The following is a 17,002-nucleotide window of genomic DNA, read 5'->3' on the forward strand; positions in this document are numbered from 1 at the left end:
CCGCCGCGACGGCCGATGAGGGATGCGAGGATGATGAACCAAGCCACGAAATCTCGGCCCGACCCCCGCGGCCCGGCGGCCCGCCGCGGGTTCACGCTCGTCGAGCTGCTGATCGTCATGACGATCATCGGGATCATCATCGCGCTCATCCTGATCGCCGCCCGCGACGGCGTCCGCCACGCGGAGGTCCGCGCCACCCAGGCCCTCATCCTCAAGCTGGAGGGGGGCCTCAACGACCGGCTCGACGCGCTCATGCAGCTCCGCCCCGAGCCCAACTTCGCCCACGGCTACCTGGCGGGGATCTACTTCCCGGGCGTCGGGACCGAGGCCGACTCCGGCCCCCGCATGAGCCCCCCGGCCATCCTCACGCCCTCCGGCGACCCGAACACGGCCGTCCGGACGACCGGCCGCGCCCAGGCGTTCGCCCTGGCCGACTATCTCAAGAGCGAGATGCCCGACGTCTTCGTGCTCGCCACGGGGGCGACCGTCGGCACGGCGGACTACCCCCTCAACTTCGCCGGCCGGCCGTTCCCCGGCGACCCGGTCGACTCGTCCCTCGGAGACCACGCCAGGTACATCCTGCCGCTCGGCCACATGGTGGTGGGCCCGCGGACGGGCCACGGCGTGACCGGCTTCGGCGACGGGTTCATCGACTCCAACAACATCTTCCACTCCTCCAACCCCCAGCTCGGCACGGCGGGGAGGGGGATCTACGGCGCGTCGTACTCGGTGGCGGCGGGGGTCTACAAGAACCTCGGCTACCACCCGCAAGGCTACGACATGGTCGACAACGACGGCGACGGCCTGATCGACGAGTGGGACGAGGGGGTCGACGCGAGCAACCAGGCCGACGTCCTGGCGCGGCTGGCCAACCACACGCACGAGACGGCCCGGTCGGAGATGCTGTACGCGCTGCTGGTCGAGGGGCAGGGGCTCCTGGGCTCCGTCTTCAGCCCCGACGACTTCAGCGACCGCGAGGTCCAGGACACGGACGGCGACGGCCTCCCCGAGTTCGTCGACGCCTGGGGCAAGCCGCTCCAGTTCTTCCGCTGGCCGACCCTCTACCACTCCGACGCCCAGCGCGGGCAGAACGTCGGGACCGACCCGGCCACCGGCATGCCGACGAGCTTCGTGGCCCCCTACGCCTCGGTCTACCAGGCCCGCGAGCAAGATCCGCTCGACCCGGGCCAGACCCTGATGTCCCCCGCCTGGTGGCTGGGGTCGCAGAATTCGTTTCCCCCCACCCTGGGCAACCCGGCGAACAGCAAGACGGGGGGGTCAACGACGACCGGGTCGAGCGGCGGGGTCGAGGCCTTCGAGCGCTACTTCTACCGCCTCACCGAGCCGATGTTGCATAACGCCTCCGCCCCGAGCCCGTACTGGGACCGGGGGGGCACCCCCGCCCTCCGCTATCGGCGGGCGTTCTTCACCAAGCCGCTCATCCTCTCCGGCGGGCCGGACCAGCAGCCGGGGGTCGGGGTCTTCCCGTCGGCCGCCGCCACGCTCGACAACGTCATGAACGTGGAGAACCAGGCCGTCCAGTTCTGGCCCAGCGAGATGATGCTCGCGGACTGGCTGATCGACACGGCCCCGTCGGCGTCCTCGAACACGTTCCAGCTCCTGGACGCGGGGCAGGACGACATCACGAACCACAACGTCGCCAGCGGCGCCGGGTCGGGAGGCTGAGCCCATGGACCGACGAACGACCCACTCGCCTCGACCTCGCCGCCGCGGCCGCGCGGGCTTCACGCTCGTCGAGCTGCTGGTGGTCCTGGTGATCGTCAGCATCGTCGCGGCGGTGACGCTGCCGGTCGTCATCCCGGCCATCAGCCACCGCCAGGTGAGCGAGACGGCCCGGATCATCCAGGGGGGCCTGGTCGCCGCCCGCGACACCGCCCTGCGCAGCAACTCCCCCCACGGCATCCGCTTCCTCCCCGACCCGACCTACAGCGGCGTCAACCCCGCGACCGGGCTGATCGACCCGTACCGCACCCTGGCCTCCAACCGATTCATCCCGATCGAGCAGCCGCCGGGGTACTCGGAGGGCTCGGTCTGCGTGCCGATGTCCGCGCAGTGGCAGTCGGGCTTCGCCAACTTCCCGGAGATCGTCCCGGGCGTCATCAACAGCGGGCCGCTCTACGTATCCCACCGGGTCCGGCTCCTCTGCCAGGGCAAATACAGGCTGGACCCGGCCTCCGGCGTCTACATGATGGACAACCCGACCTCGTGGTACTGGAACGTCCGGGTCGGCGACAAGATCCAAATCAACCAGACGGGGCCGTTCTTCACGATCGTCGGGCCGATGGACGTCGACAATCCCGAGAAGTTCGTGAACGTGAACCCGTCGAACCCGGCGCTCCAACTCCTCGAGCCCGGGAGCACGTCCACGTACTTCGAGCCCGAGATCCTGTTCGTCGTGAACGGGCTGGACGACGACAACGACGGCTACATCGACAACGGCCGCGACGGGATCGACAACGACCTGAACGGGATCGTCGACGACCTCGCCGAGTGGTCGGAGACCGAGATGTGGCCGCCGGGGTTCCTGTCCGCGATGGTGAACGACGTCACGTTCGGCAATGTCCTGGGCCATCCTCACTACGGCGGCGTCCCGTACCAGATCGTCCGCCAGCCGGTCCCCTCGCCGGGGGCGCGAGAGACGATCCTGCCGGACAGCGTGGTGGTGGACCTGACGGGTTGGGCCCTGCCCCAGCCCGAGCGCTCGCGGCTGCCGGTCGATCCGCTCTCGGGGGCCGTCGACATCCTGCTGGACCCGGGCGGTCGCGTAATCCCGACGACGCGGTATTCGAGCCCCACCTCGGTCGGCATGAACCGGAGCTTCCATCACATCTGGGTGGCGGAGCGGAGCGACCTGGCGGAGATCAATGTTACCCGCAACGCCAGCGGCGTCGTGACGGCGGTGAATCCCCTGGTGAGCGGCTACCCCTTCTACCTGCCGATGCCGCTGGGCATGAATCGCGAGGGGGATCCGGAGGGGCCGAACGCCTACGACGACCTGGTTAACAGCAACGCGACGCTGCCGTACTTGAAGGGGGAGATGCGCCTGCTGACGCTCTCGACCCGGACGGGGAACATGATCACGACCGATCGGCCGATCTTCAGCGTCCGCAACCCAAGCCAGCCGTACCACGCCCCGCAGCTCGGGGAGCAGGGAGACGCCCCATGATCCGCCCCGGCCTCGCACGCGGCCGAGCCCCCCGCGCCGGGCTCACGCTCACGGAGATCCTGATCGGGATCATGATCATGGGCGTGGGGCTGATCTCGGTGGCCACGCTGTTCCCGATCGGCCTGCTGCGGCTGCGCGAGGCGCAGCGGCAGACGCGGTCGGCGCTGCTCTACGAGTCGGCCGCGTCCGACATGGCGGCGCGGAGCCTGATCAACACGCAGTCGTTCACGCTGGCGAACCTGATGAACGGGCCGGCGGGGTTCGGCTACTGGTACGCCTGCTCGGTCACCCCGTTCACGCTCAACGGCCTGTTCGATCCGCTGATCCAGGACGCCCCGACCTACGGCGGCGACGTCTACTCCGGGAACACGCAGGCGGATCTGGTGGGCCTGGACGCCACGAACGGACTCTTCCACGTCCGGGGGAGCGCGGGGCTGCCGTTCTGCTACGACCCGCTCTGGCGATACCAGACGGGGATCCACGCGGGCGACGCGGACGAGGCCCGCTTCGGCTCGGGGATCGGGCTGATCCGGAACGACCCCGACGGCGCCGCGCCGAGCGCCCACGGGCTCCAGCGGCTCACGAACTTCAACAGCCGGTCGAACGGGACGTTCACCGGGGCCGACGGCGTGGCCCGGCCTTTGTTCGTGATGCCGTCGTCGGCGGCGATCCCGCGGATCTTCGTGTCGCCGGAGGACGTGGTCTGGAACGAGCCGAACAACCCGATGAACCTCAGCACGATCCTGCCGGACCGGACGATCTCCGGCGACTTCTCGATGGTCAACGACTGGCGGTACTCGTGGTTCTTCACCGGCCGGCTCAACAGCGCGAGCAACGCGGCGACGTTCGACGGCGACCTGGTGATCTGCGAGAACCGGCCGTTCGAGCTTGACGCGACGACGAGTCGGCCGGCCGACGAGATCGTGGTGGAGGGGGTCTTCGGCCACGGCCGGAAGGTCGCCGAGATCCCCGGGCTGGGCGTGGGCTACGCCGCCGCCTCCGACCGCACCGTCCTGCTGCGCTGGCTCGCCACGCAGCCCGACCCGATCGTGAAGGTCGGGACGTGGATCTGCGACGTCACCTACGAGCGCAACCAGTTGCGGGCGTTGAACACGAACGGCACCCCGCTGAACCCCCTGGACGACTCGGGCCGGTTCGTCGGGATCCCGAACCCGCTCAACGGCGGCAAGTGGGACAACCTGCCGGCGCAGCGGGCGTTCTGGTACCAGGTCGTGAAGGTCTCGCCGGCGGTCGACGACCCGCAGCTCGGGGCGAATTACCGGAGCATGGTGGTGCAGGTGAACTCGACGTTGCGGGCGCGGACGCCGCTCGTCACGGCCGACGGCCTCCCCCACGTCGTCAACGCGGCGCTGATCGCGCCCCACGTCGTCAACGTCGTCCCGCGCACCGTCGTCGTGCACTGAGAGATCATTTACGAGGAGCCTGGGGGATCAATGACGGTCTTCCCCCCTGGAGGGGGAAGACAGACTCCGAAGGAGTCAGATGAGGGGGAGCTTGCCCGCCGAGCTTCGGACTTCGAAACCTGGGGTCGGGCCGACGGCCGTGGGGAGCAGCCGTGATCTCCAATGGTCGTCCCGCTCGTCCCCCCCTCATCCGGCCCTTCGGGCCACCTTCCCCCACCAGGGGGGAAGGACGTTATGTCGCTCGCATGATCCGCCGCGAACAGGCCTTGATTCCATCGATGTCCGAATCCCGTGATCGGGAGCGCCGCGATCGTCATTCCGCCCCGGGCCCGGCCCCGGGCGGGACATCCCGAACAGAGCAGGGGCCCCAGTCGTGAAGCACGAACGCCGCAACAACGCCAACCCCCGACGCCGCCGCGCGGGCGTGACGCTCGTGGAGATGCTGGTCACGCTGGCGGTGCTCCTCCTGATGATGGCGCTGGTCGTCCAGATCTTCCAGGCGGCGACCGGCTCCATGTCGGCGGCGCAGGCGTATCAGCGCCTGGACGACGACCTCCGCCGGGTCGACTCGACGATCCGCGGGGACCTCGGCGGCGCCACCGCGCGGTTCACCCCGCCGCTCGACCCTCGCCACAACCTGGGCTACTTCGAGTACGCCGAGAACGACTACGCCGACAACGACGGCGAGGACTGCGACGACTCCATCCGCTTCACCGCCAGGGCCCCCGCCGGCCGCCCCTTCACCGGCCGCATGTGGGCGAAGCCGCCCAACATCCTGGTGCCCGACGGGGCGGGGGGCGTCATGTCGGTCCCGATGAACTTCGGGGCGTACGACGCCTCCACCAACCCCGCCGGCATGGACGCGACCCAGCGCGCGGAGTATTTCGCGACCCAGCCGATCACGGTGACGAGCGAGTTCGCCGAGATCATCTACTTCCTCCGCAACGGCAACCTCTACCGTCGGGTGCTGCTGATCGCGCCCGAGTTGCAGTCGAGGATCGTCGACACGGTCGACAACGTCGGCTGGTTCCCCGGCGCGCCAGGGGACCCCCCGATCAACGACGTCTTCGCGCCCGGCGCCCTGGGGGGGGCCCAGACGAGCTGGCAGGGGGTCAACGACCTCTCCGCGCGGCCGGCGCCGCGGGGGACGACGGGGGCGACGGGGACCAACGCCTACCAGTCCATCGTCCTGAACACGCTGGGCGACCTGACCGACCGCCACAACCGGGCGTTCTCGCCGCGGTTCGCCGACGACTTCGTGAATCGCGGCGGCACGGTCGGCGTCCCCGACGGCATCCCCGACGACGTCAACGCCGACAACGCGCCCGACTTCTACCCGTCGCTGTACTACCGCGTGGTCGCCGACTCGGTCGCCGGCGGCGTGCTGACCAACCGGCTCTGGAACGTGAGCGACCAGACGGCGATCGTGGGCAACTCCTCCCTGAGCACCAGGCTCCAGAGCCTGGGCTTCCCGTTCATCTATCGAGGGGCGTTCTCCCAGGCGCAGGAACTCGGCAACGCGACGAACATCGGCTGGCTCCACGGCGCCGCGCCGTTCTCCAACGACGGGACCGCGAACGACGCGACCGCGCTGCACGCGTTCAACACCGACACCGCCGACTACGTCAACTTCCTGAACCACAACCCCCTGGACCTGGGGGACAACCAGCCGGCCCCCTTCAACACGGGCGCGGCGGCCAGGTCGAACAACCTCCAGACCTACTGGGGCTACCCGACCTGGCGCGAGACCCTCGCGCCGGAGTGGCAGGATCCGACCTGGCAGGTGAACCGGCCCAACGGCTTCAGCCACCCCTTCGGCCTGCACCCGCTCACCCCGATCGAGGTCTCCCAGGGATTCCTCGTCAACGCGGCGGGGGGGGGGCTGCTGCTCGGGGAGCAGCTCCTGCCGCCGATGACCGCGGCGAGCGGCTGGCGCACGGCCCGCCGGGGGCAGCTGTTCTCCGACGGGTTCGGGTCGAACACGACGTTCTTCGGCGGCAGCGCCGCCAACGCCCTCTGGGCCTCCCAGAGCTGGGAGGACGACCTGCTGCTGACGAACGTGCGGAGCTTCGACGTGAAGGCGTTCGAGCCGGCGCTGGCGGACTACGCGGACCTTGGCTGGGGCGACGACCCGCGGGTGACGGCGGGGGTCTCCCCCGGCGTGAACGACTACCTCGGCATGGGGAACTTCCCCGCGCCGTTCCTGACGGGCACCCGCAACGCCTTCAACGGCGGCGCCCCGGGCCCGAACGCCTACGCCCTGGTCAACGGCCAGGCGTTCAGCGTGCTGGAGCAGACTTTCGCCCACGAGGGCCGGATGCCGCCGCTGCGTGATGACTTCCGGTTCGACGCCCAGTTCGGGGCTCAGGCCTTCATCCCCGTGGAGCCGTACCTCTCCCGGGTCGGCGACTTCAGCGCCTACGACGGCAACGTCGGCGACGATTCGATCGACACGGTCCGGATGCGGCGGGTCTGGGAGACCTGGTCGACCACGTACACCAAGGCCCCGGCGACGGGGGTGCTGCCGACGACCGTGGCCGGCGTGACGATGCCGGGCGGCGGGTTCCCCTACGGGCCGCCGTTCTCGCCGCCGATCTACCCGTCGTACCCCGCGCCGTACGCGGCGCCGCTGCGGGGGATCCAGATCCAGATCCGGGTGACCGACCCGACCGACCAGCGGATCAAGTCGCTGACGATCCGGCATGACTTCTCGGACAGGCTCTGACCACGAATTCCATCGGAACCCGGGGCCGCGCGGCGGCGTCGAATAGGGCGGGCGAGCGTCGACGACGCCGGCGGGCGCGAGTGCAAGGGGAGGCGACGATGAAGACCGGGGCGCATCGGGGGCGTGGCGGGGCGAGGAGGGGGGTGATCCTCATCCTGGTCCTGGGCGTGCTCGGGCTGATGGCGGTGATCGGCGTGACCTTCGCCACGTTCACCGGGCAGTCGCGGGTCGCGGCGCGTGGCTTCGCGCAGTCGAAGATCGCGCCGCAGCCCGAGGAGCTGATGGACTTCGCGCTGTCGCAGCTCATCAGCGACACCAACGACGTCCGCTCGGCCATCCGCGGCCACAGCCTGGCCCGCGACATGTACGGCAACGACGGGACCCTGAACGGCTTCGTCGAATATCGCTCCGACGGGGCCCAGATGGCGCCGGGGGGCGACCCCTACTTCTACGTCACGTCGGCCGCGGTCGCCGCGGCCGGGGTGCCGCTGTACGACCTGGAGACGAACATCCCGGCCGGCGACCCGCTGTTCTACGGGTTCAACTTCAACCGCTGGACGATCAAGATCGCGTTCCAGGGGCCGTTCACGGCCGGCCAGCGCGTCATCTCGCAGTCGCTGGAGGTGGTCGGTGATTCCGGGTTCGTCCCGGGCGGGGGGGGCAATCGCGTCCTGACGGTCGTCATGCGGCCCGAGGAGGTCAACGCCAGGATCGTCAACCCGACCTACCCCGGGGGGCTCGTCACGGTCACGCCGGCCTTCAAGATCCAGGAGTTCGCGACCGCCGGCACCGCCTTCCAGGACAGCTTCCGGTTCACGCTCGACGGCCGCTGGCTCCACGCCTTCAACGGGCCGGGCCAGGCCGACCAGGCCAAGTACGGGAACTTCCGCTTCAATACCTACAGCCCCGCGGGTCGCGGGATGGACGAGGACTACGACGCGGTCGACCTGGAGAACTGGTTCCTGGCGATGCAGTCGGCCGACGGCCAGGTGATCATCCCGTCGTTCCACCGCCCCGCCGCGGTGCGGTACGACCCGCTCAACACCGACCCCAACGCGATCAACGACGTCAACGACTGGAGCAACACGGTCGACCTGGGCCTCGACGCCGACGCGCTCCGCAAGAAGCTCTCGCGGATCCTCCGGCCCCGGCGCGCCGACGACAACGACCCCCAGACGTTCCCCGACCTGGTCCCCGACGAGGCGACCGGCCGGATCGACTACGACGTCGACAACGACGGCGACGGCATCGCCGACTCGGTGTGGGTCGACCTGGGCTACCCCGCCCGGCGCAACGCCAAGGGGAACCTGTACAAGCCGCTCTTCGCGTTCATGGTCATCGGCCTCAACGGCCGCATGCCCCTGAACACCTCCGGCAACATGGCCGCCCGGGGCGGCGTCACCGGCGACGACCCCCAGTCGGGCCACGCCGCCCACCTGGGGAACTCCGTCAGCGAGATCGACCCGAGCTACGGGCTCCAGAACTTCTACGACGCCGCCCTGACCTACACCCAGGTCGACAACGCCGGCGTCGACGTCCGGCTGACGCAACTCCGCAACATCCTGGCGGGGACCCGGCCGCACGCCGACCCATACAACCCCGACATGACCGGCCTGGTCAACGGCGACCTGAACTGGGTGGGGATGGGCATGTCCGGTTCGGTCCAGCGGAGGTACTACCTGCCCAACGGCAAGGTGGACGCGTTCGACGTCGCCGAGGACGGCTCCGCGGCGTCGGCCGCCCCGCCCAGTGGGTACGTCCGCCGCGCGAATCCGGCGGTGCCCGGCCGCTGGGGCGAGCCCGACTCCGTGGCGGGGGGCGCCTACGTGGCCGGGAACGCCTTCGCGTCGCTGAACTCCACCAACCCCTCCGGCACCGAATTCGTGTACGCGAACGAGGTCCGGCCGGGATATTCGATCAGCTACACCGACCTCGCGCTGGCCGGCGTCTCCCGGCCCCTCGACTCGGCCGACGACAACTACAACTCGTTCGACATGTACCCGGTCCCCGACGCGGTCTCCGGCGCGCGGCTGGGGGAGATCGGCGACGAGGACTACTACGACTTCTCCGGCTCGCTGGCCTTCGCGATCGAGCGCATCCGCCGCTTCGTCACGCCGATCGACGTCAACGGCTCCGGCCGGGTCGCGCGGTTCAACGGGCGGGGCTCGTCCGAGCGCGGCGCCGACCCGTGGGGCCGCGTGGAATACCGCGGCTACTTCCGACCCCCCGGCCTGCCGGGCCAGATCGACCCGGCCACCGGCCAGGTCACCTACGCGCCGTTCGTCGCGGGGAACGCCTACCCCAACGAGCGGGTCACCCAGGCCAGGGTGGCCGCCGGGACGGCCCACAACAACAACATCCTGCACGGCTTCGAGTCGCACCTCGTCCCCAACACCCGCGGCACGCCCCAGCGCTCCGGCGGGATCCTGGCGTACGAGGACACCACGGTCGCGGACCCGACGACCTGGGCACCCGGACGGCCCAGGTTCCTCCCGACCTACGACGGCAACATCAACACCGGGCGGAACCTCGCGTTCAACGCCCCCCCGGAATCCGGCGGCACCGACGTGCCCGTCACGATCCGGAGCCGATCGGACGGCCTCAACGAGGCCGACGAGGTCAACCTGTACGAGCCCAACCCGCAGGTCGACGCCATCTACGGCTACGCCGACCTGGAGTGGCTGTACCGGAGCCACGACGTCGACGGCGCCTCGCTGAGCAGCCGGCTGTCGCAACTCGCCCCCATCAGCTTCGCGAACGGCGAGGATGAGTTGCGCCGGCGGCGGCTCTACTCGATCGACACCTGGGAGAGCAACCTGTTCGCCTGGGCCAACGACAACCCGCTGAACGCCTTCGGGGCCTTCACCCACCCCGTGACGAACGTCGACTACGCCGGCAACAGCCGGTTCGCCCCGACGGCCAACGCCGGCATGGGCGCGACCACCTACACGCCGGGGCTGGCCCAGCGCGGGCGCAAGATCAACCTGAACATGCCGCTGCCGGTCTCGATCGACCCGCGCGAGCCGATCCGCCAGAAGTGGATCTCCGACGCCTACCAGCTCATGAAGACCGTGCTGCCGCCGCGGGCGGTCGACACGCCCGAGGAGCTGGCGCAGCTCGGCCAGTACCTCGTCAACGTGATCGACTTCCGCGACACCGACTGCACGATGACGATCTGGGACAACCCTGACGTCTACTTCGTCCCGGTCAACGCCGACGCCAACGCCCAGCCCCAGCTCCGGTTCAGCAACCTGGACAGCTCCGGGAACCCCATCGCGGGCGTGGGGCGCCTGCGGCACTACGGGATGGAGTACAACCCGGTCGCCATCAACGAGGTCCTGGCGTTCTCCTACACCCGGAAGAACGGGACCACCGCCGGCGCCGGCCTCCCGACCGGCCGGTTCTTCATCGAGCTGGTCAACACGCTGAGCGAGCCGGACGGGAGCCCCGGGCGGGATAACAACGCCTCGGTCGTCAACCTGAGCGGCTACAACCCGGCGGCGGGCGTCGCCGCCCACTACGCCGGCGCGTGCTGGGACCTCGTCTTCACGTCCGACGGGGTCGACAGCCGCCCCGACCCGTTCACCGGCCAGCTCCAGCAGGGCGCCACGGTCCACGGCGTGACGCCGCTGGGCGTCGACGCCCTCTCGACGAAGGAGGGGGCCGGCGCCGCCGCCCCCGTCGGCGAAGGCGCGCTGCTGCGGGCGCTGCCCCGCGGCACCGGCGACCCGATGCCGGCGGCGGTCTTCGCGTTCGAGCACCCGGACACCGCGGGACTCGTGGGCGATCACGAGCACCCGGCGGGCGCCGCCGCTCCCGCCCCCTCCTGGTCGAGCCTGCCCGCCTTCTCGGGCGGCACGCCCAGCGGGACGCTCTACTCGCTGAAGCGTACGTACGACCCGTTCAACACGGCGGCGATCCCGCCCGGCCTGGACATCCCCGTCGGCGCCCGCCCCAGGAACCTCGACGGCACCCCGGTCGCGACCTTCACGCCCGTCCCGATCCCGCGGGCCCCCGACGCGGGGGCTTACTACTGGGTCCACCTGCGGCGCCCGGCCAACCCCATGAGGCCGGTCTCCGCGGACAACCCGATGGTCGTGGTCGACAGCATGCGGTTCCCCTACGTCGACGTCGGGGGCTCGGGCCTGACGACCGCCACGCCCAGCCCGTCGGGCGACCCCCTGCGGGTCGACAACGTGACCAGGGCGGCGGAATCGTTCCGGGTCTACTCCTACCAGCGCATGCAGCCGTACCGCGGCGGCCAGGCCGTCCCCTGGACGCCCGGGGCCGCCGGCTCGATCGACCCCCGCTACGGCTTCACCGAGCAGATCGCCGCGCCCATCAGCCAGCTCGGCGACATCCGGGTCTTCTACGGGAGGGACACCACCCAGCGCGACGACTCCGGCAGCGCGACCGGCGAACTGACCCGGGAGCGCATCTATAACACGCTCGGTCAGGTCAACGACGGGGCCGCCGGCGAGTTCTGGGACTGGTTCCCGTTCCACGACCGCGACTTCACCAGCCCCTATGAACTGACCCTGGTCCCCGCCTGCGGCCCCGGCCTGTTCACCAAGCAGTTCGCCGAGTTCGCGCCGACGGCCGAGAACGCGCCCGGCCTGCGGGCGGCGGCGGCCGGCTCGCTGATCACCAGCTCCGCGACCATCAACGCCCTGCCGGTCGATCCCGGCGCCGAGGTCGCGAACGCCTACTCCGCCAAGCCGTTCCTCTTCCGCGGCGCGACCGCCCCGGTCGAGCCCCACTCGCACCCCTACCTGGTCGACAAATTCTTCTACACCGGGGCGAACCCGCCCGTCGCCTCCGCCCCGCCGCTGCCCACCGACGACATCCTGTACAACGCGACCACCACGGCGGGGACCGTCGGCGGCTACGCGGCCGACGGCTGGTTCAAGATGTTCGAGTTCCTGGAGGTCCCCAGCCAGTCAACCGGCGCGATCGGGATGGTGCAGAACGGCACCAACTTCGACTGGGCCCGCCAGGACGCCCGGCCGGGGCTCCTGAACCTCAACCTCATCATCGACGAGGAGGTCTTCTTCGGCCTGCTGGGCAAGCAGGACCAGGCCTACAACCAGGAGCTGCTGGATATCAACCAGGTCCCGACCCCGCCCGCGGCCACGCGCTTCGAGGGGGGCCGCTGGCTCCCGCTCGGGAACCCGCCCCCCCTCGTGGCCGGCTACGCGCCGATCCCGATGGTGGTCGCGGCGACGGCCGCGGACGGCTCGCCGACCTACGTCCAGCCGGTCGACAACATCGGGTACATCAACGGCGGCTTCCAGAACATGAAGGGCGCCTTCGCCCAGTTCCTCTGGGCGCGGCACGGCGGCTCGGGCTTCCTGTTCGGCTTCGGCGACGGGGCCACGGCGCAGAACCAGACGATCGAGGCGGCCGGCCGGACGCAGCCGTACTTCGGGCTCCCGGCGGAACGGCCGTTCCGGTCGCCGTCGTACCCCGACGTCGGATTCAGCCCGATGCGACCGGCGACCCTGCCGCCGTCGCTCTACACCGACCCGCCGCTCAACGTCGCGATCCCGGTCAACGCCAACCCGGTGGCCGACGACCCCGGCGTCCGCAACCAGCGGGTGTTCCACGGCTACGAGCGGACGGTCTGGGGGGGGAACAACCCCGGGGCGGGGAGCAGCAACACCGCCACCGTCTTCCCCCCGCCGATCCCGACGCGGCGGCTGTTCCAGCCGGCCGACGCCCGGGCGGGGGTCTCGGCCAGCAACGCGGGCCTGTTCGGCAACGAATTCGTCAACCGGATCCATCCCGTCAACGGGGCGGCCGGGCAGAACCCCACGATCGGCGGCCTGCCGGGTCGGGGCTTCGGCGAGGGGGCCACGAACCTCTTCGGCGTGGACGCCAAGCTCGGCTTGGGCGGCACCAGCATGACGCAGCATCCCTACTTCCGGGGCGAGCAGATGCAGCGGATCCTCAACCTCACGACGGTGCGCACGCACCAGTTCGCGGTGTGGATCACCATCGGCTTCTTCGAGGTCAAGCGGGAGGGGGACATCTCCATGATAGGCTCGCCCTACCCGAGCGCGGCGTTCGACGTCCTGGGCCCGGAGATCGGGGCGTCGACCGGCCAGAACGCCAGGCATCGCAGCTTCTTCGTGGTGGACCGGCTCAAGCTCACGGGGTTCGACCCCGACGCCGTGGGCGCGTTCCGGCCCGCCGTGGTGTACCGTCGGACGATCCAGTGAGCCGGCGCGGGGCGGCCCTGTCACGGCCGCCCCGGGCGAACGTATTGTCCATGGGGACGATACCGCGATACGATTCCAGTAGTCTCGCTCCCTCCCGTCTACGAAAGGACCGCCTCATGAAGTCCCGTCGCCGCCGCCAAGGCTTCACGCTGATCGAGCTGCTGGTGGTCATCAGCATCATCGGCGTCCTGGTCGGGCTGCTGCTGCCGGCCATCCAGTCGGCCCGCGCCGCCGCCCGCCGGGTCCAGTGCCAGAACAACATGAAGAACATCGCCCTGGCCCTCAACGGGTACCAGATCCGCAAGGGGGCGTACCCCGCCGCCGGCACGTTCTTCGAAAACCCGGCCGCGACCGACGCCGCCTCCTCGATCCTGACGACGGCCCTGGGCGCCGGGGCGACCGGCGTGCCGGCGACCGCCGCGGTCCGCGCCGGCCGGAGCTGGGTCGTCGACATCCTCCAGGACCTCGACGAGGCCGGCCTGGCCAACAACTGGACCAACAGCACGCACTACCTGTCGACCGCCACGGCGGACGTCTCCACGACCCCCAACGGCGTGCTGTCGAAGTCGGGGATCGCCATCCTGCGATGCCCGGACGACACCAACTTCACGCCGAACGAGGGGAACCTGAGCTACGTCGCCAACGGCGGCTTCGCCCGGTTCGCGGCCAACCCGCTCTCCTGGACGGCCTACCAGACCGACGCCACCGCCGGCGGCACCGGCGCGGTCATGGTATGGGATTCCGCCGGGGCGCTGGCCCAGGGGATCAACCAGAAGCTCGGCGTCATGTTCCTGAACTCGGTCTACGACAAGATCGTCGACCCGACGATCCCGGCCGCGCAGAACGGCCGCAGCCCGGCCTGGGGCGGCATCAAGACCACGGCCGCCTCGATCGTGGACGGCTCGGGCTCGACGATCCTGCTGGGCGAGAACACCCTGGTCGGCTACTCCAGCGGCGTCCCCTACTCGGCGCAGGTGGAGTCCAACTGGGCGGCCCCCTGGCCGAACTTCTCGATGTTCATCGGCTCGGACAACATCTGCGGCCCGACCAGCGCCGACTGCGTCGGCAGCTTCCCGATGGCCTCGTACCTCAACACCTCCGACCAGGAAGCCTGGCAGAACGCCAACAAGCTGGGCACGTTCGAGAACATGGGCTACGGCCAGACGCTGACGATCAAGGGGACCTTCCCCTTCGTGACCAGCGGCCACGCCAACGGATCCAACTTCGCCTTCTGCGACGGCTCCGTGCGGTTCATCAGCAACACGCTCGACGGCACGGTCTACGCCAAGATCATCACCCCGGCCGGCTCCAAGCTCCCCATCCCGTTCAAGCAGCAGCCGGTCAGCCAGGACGCGTTCATCCAGTGATCGGCGGCGTGTCCGATCGCCCCCGGATCTGAGCGAGACGACGGGTCCCCCGGCCCTCCCGACGAGCCCCACGGCCCTCGGGAGGGCTTTTTCGTCCCCGGATCGCCGGACAAGTCCGAGTCCTCCAGGTTTCGGGCGGTGGGTGGTTGACTCGCGGCCGCCTTCGGGTAAACTACTTCCTGTCGACGCAACACACGACGACACGGGCGCATAGCTCAGTTGGCTAGAGCGTACCCCTGATAAGGGTAAGGTCCCAGGTTCGAATCCTGGTGCGCCCATTCACTCCTTTCTCCCCTGGCCCGATCTCCCCGGGCCACGCCATCGCCCCCGACTCGCGGGGGTGCAAACACGGGCCGAGGCGACTCCGATTCGACCCCTCTCCTGTTGGGAAAGGGCCGGGCGGGTCCCATCGGTCTTCGGGACCGACGCGATCGATGTCGTCTCCACCCATGCCCGGCGAGCGTGAATCGCGCGTCCCCGCGCCGGCCAGCCTGACGGCCTGTCATCCCCTCGGAGGCGGACGCGAGACGCGCCGGCGTCCGAGTCGGCCCGCGCCTCGGGCTTCCCTCGCTCCGCGAGAGGGGCGGGGGAGCCGCGTGACTCCGGGGCGACGCCTGGCGGGCCGCTGTCGCCGCCGTGGGGCCCACGCCGGTGAAGCCTGGGGCCCTCGGCCCGCCGGAGGAGCGGGACGCGCGAGGCCGAGACGGGGCCGTCGGGTGACGGAGGCGGGGACGGTTCGCGATCGCCTGACCGCTGGCACCGCCGCGTCGGTCGCGGCCGGGTATTTCGACTGGATTCACGGCGGTGAGCCGGCGTGCCCGACCGTCGCCCGCCGTGGCGGGCGCGCCGTGGCCAATATTCGCGGTCGATCGAGCTTTGGCGTGATGATTGCTTATATGGAGGGCGGCTTCCACGCACGCTCGGGTCGTCGATGTTGACGGAAAGCGTCGCGTCGAACTTAAGCCGAAATCGCGCGACACATCCGGGGGAGCGGGGGCTATTGTGGATAGCCCCGGAGCGGGCTCCGGAAGTCGTAGTCGTCGGACAATCGCCCCATGGTCGATGGTCCCGGCGTCCGGGCTGCGCGGCGCGACACGCCGCGCGGACGGTCGGACGGTCGGGTCGCGGGGCGAGGAAGGGGAACATGACGAGCGAATCGCGGTCTCAGAGCCCCACGGTGGTCCTGCGCATCAGCGACGGCACCCAGTCGATGAGGCAGGTCTTCGCCGATTTCGCGCAGGCCTCCCGCGCCGCGGAGGCCTACGCCCGGCAGGGATTCCTGGTGGACATGACGTCCGCGACGGGCCGTTTCCTGATGGATTTCGAGCCGATCCGGCGCGGGCTCGCGCTGTGATCGGCGGGGCGTCTCGACGGCCCGGAAGGCCCCTGGAGGGGCGAATCACGGGGGTCGGGGCGAAAATTACGCGATTTCCCTGGATTTTCGAGGGGGCGGGCTGATTTTCAGTGGAGCACCGCGGCATAATCGTCGAAAACGATGCGCAGGAGCCACGTAGGCCGCTCTTCACTGGGGAGGGAGGATCCGACCGGCTCGCAGAGGTTCGTCGATCAACTGGAAGAGGGTGCTCACCCATGGCCAAGAAAGCCGCCCCCAAGGCCGCGGAGGCCACGAAGGCCGCCCCCGCCGCCAAGGCCGCCAAGTCCGCCGCCAAGCCCGCCGCCAAGGCCGCGGCGAAGCCGGCCGCCAAGCCCGCCACCAAGAGCGAGATCTTCGCGAAGCTCGCCGAGCAGACCGGCCTCGGCAAGAAGGACGTGGCCGCGGTCTTCGAAGCCATGTCCGGCATGATCGAGGGCGAGATCGGCAAGAAGGGGCCGGGCGTCTTCACGATCCCCGGCCTGCTGCGGATCAAGGTCGTCCACCGGCCGGCCACCAAGGAGCGCCCGGGCTTCAACCCGGCCACCAAGGAGCCGATCATGATCAAGGCCAAGCCGGCCCGCAAGGTGATCAAGATCCTGCCGCTGAAGGCCCTCAAGGAGCTGATCTGATCTGACCGGACCCGAGCCGGGCCGACGATCGGCGTCCGACCGACGGGCGTGACAAATGAGACGACCGCGTCCGG

8 protein-coding genes and 1 tRNA gene are annotated in these 17,002 nt (G+C 70.1%); all 9 read left to right on the plus strand.

Going from position 1 to position 17,002, the window contains the following annotated elements; translation table 11 throughout:
- The first annotated feature begins 30 nt into the window (after window positions 1-30).
- The 9 genes from WG209_RS04585 to WG209_RS04625 all read left to right on the plus strand — a co-directional run bounded on the left by WG209_RS04585 (window position 31) and on the right by WG209_RS04625 (window position 16,928).
- Window positions 31-1,686 (plus strand): prepilin-type N-terminal cleavage/methylation domain-containing protein, encoded by a 1,656-nt coding sequence (locus tag WG209_RS04585; RefSeq protein WP_337173830.1) that lies wholly within the window; start codon window positions 31-33, stop codon window positions 1,684-1,686.
- 4 nt (window positions 1,687-1,690) lie between these two features.
- Window positions 1,691-3,187 (plus strand): prepilin-type N-terminal cleavage/methylation domain-containing protein, encoded by a 1,497-nt coding sequence (locus WG209_RS04590; protein ID WP_337173831.1) that lies wholly within the window; start codon window positions 1,691-1,693, stop codon window positions 3,185-3,187.
- A complete protein-coding gene (locus WG209_RS04595; protein ID WP_337173832.1) occupies window positions 3,184-4,611 on the plus strand; it encodes a hypothetical protein in 1,428 nt (475 codons plus the stop codon). Before WG209_RS04590 ends, WG209_RS04595 begins: the two co-directional genes overlap by 4 nt.
- Window positions 4,612-4,984: 373 nt before the next feature.
- The gene (locus tag WG209_RS04600; protein WP_337173833.1) at window positions 4,985-7,336 is read left to right on the plus strand and encodes a prepilin-type N-terminal cleavage/methylation domain-containing protein; all 2,352 of its coding nucleotides are present in this window, start codon (window positions 4,985-4,987) and stop codon (window positions 7,334-7,336) included.
- 143 nt (window positions 7,337-7,479) lie between these two features.
- Window positions 7,480-13,557: a hypothetical protein gene (locus WG209_RS04605; protein ID WP_337173834.1), complete on the plus strand. Its 6,078-nt coding sequence runs from the start codon at window positions 7,480-7,482 to the stop codon at window positions 13,555-13,557.
- Window positions 13,558-13,673: 116 nt separating this feature from the next.
- Window positions 13,674-14,924 (plus strand): DUF1559 domain-containing protein, encoded by a 1,251-nt coding sequence (locus tag WG209_RS04610; protein ID WP_337173835.1) that lies wholly within the window; start codon window positions 13,674-13,676, stop codon window positions 14,922-14,924.
- Window positions 14,925-15,128: 204 nt separating this feature from the next.
- A tRNA-Ile gene (locus WG209_RS04615) sits at window positions 15,129-15,202 on the plus strand.
- An 866-nt stretch (window positions 15,203-16,068) separates the two neighbouring features.
- Entirely contained in the window at window positions 16,069-16,278 is a 210-nt protein-coding gene (locus tag WG209_RS04620) for a hypothetical protein (protein ID WP_337173836.1), read from the plus strand.
- 236 nt (window positions 16,279-16,514) lie between these two features.
- Complete coding sequence (locus WG209_RS04625) at window positions 16,515-16,928, plus strand: HU family DNA-binding protein (RefSeq protein WP_337173837.1); 414 nt, start codon at window positions 16,515-16,517, stop codon at window positions 16,926-16,928.
- The last annotated feature ends 74 nt before the right edge of the window (window positions 16,929-17,002 follow it).

The sequence above is a fragment of the Paludisphaera sp. genome (assembly GCF_037189885.1).
GTDB lineage: Bacteria > Planctomycetota > Planctomycetia > Isosphaerales > Isosphaeraceae > Paludisphaera.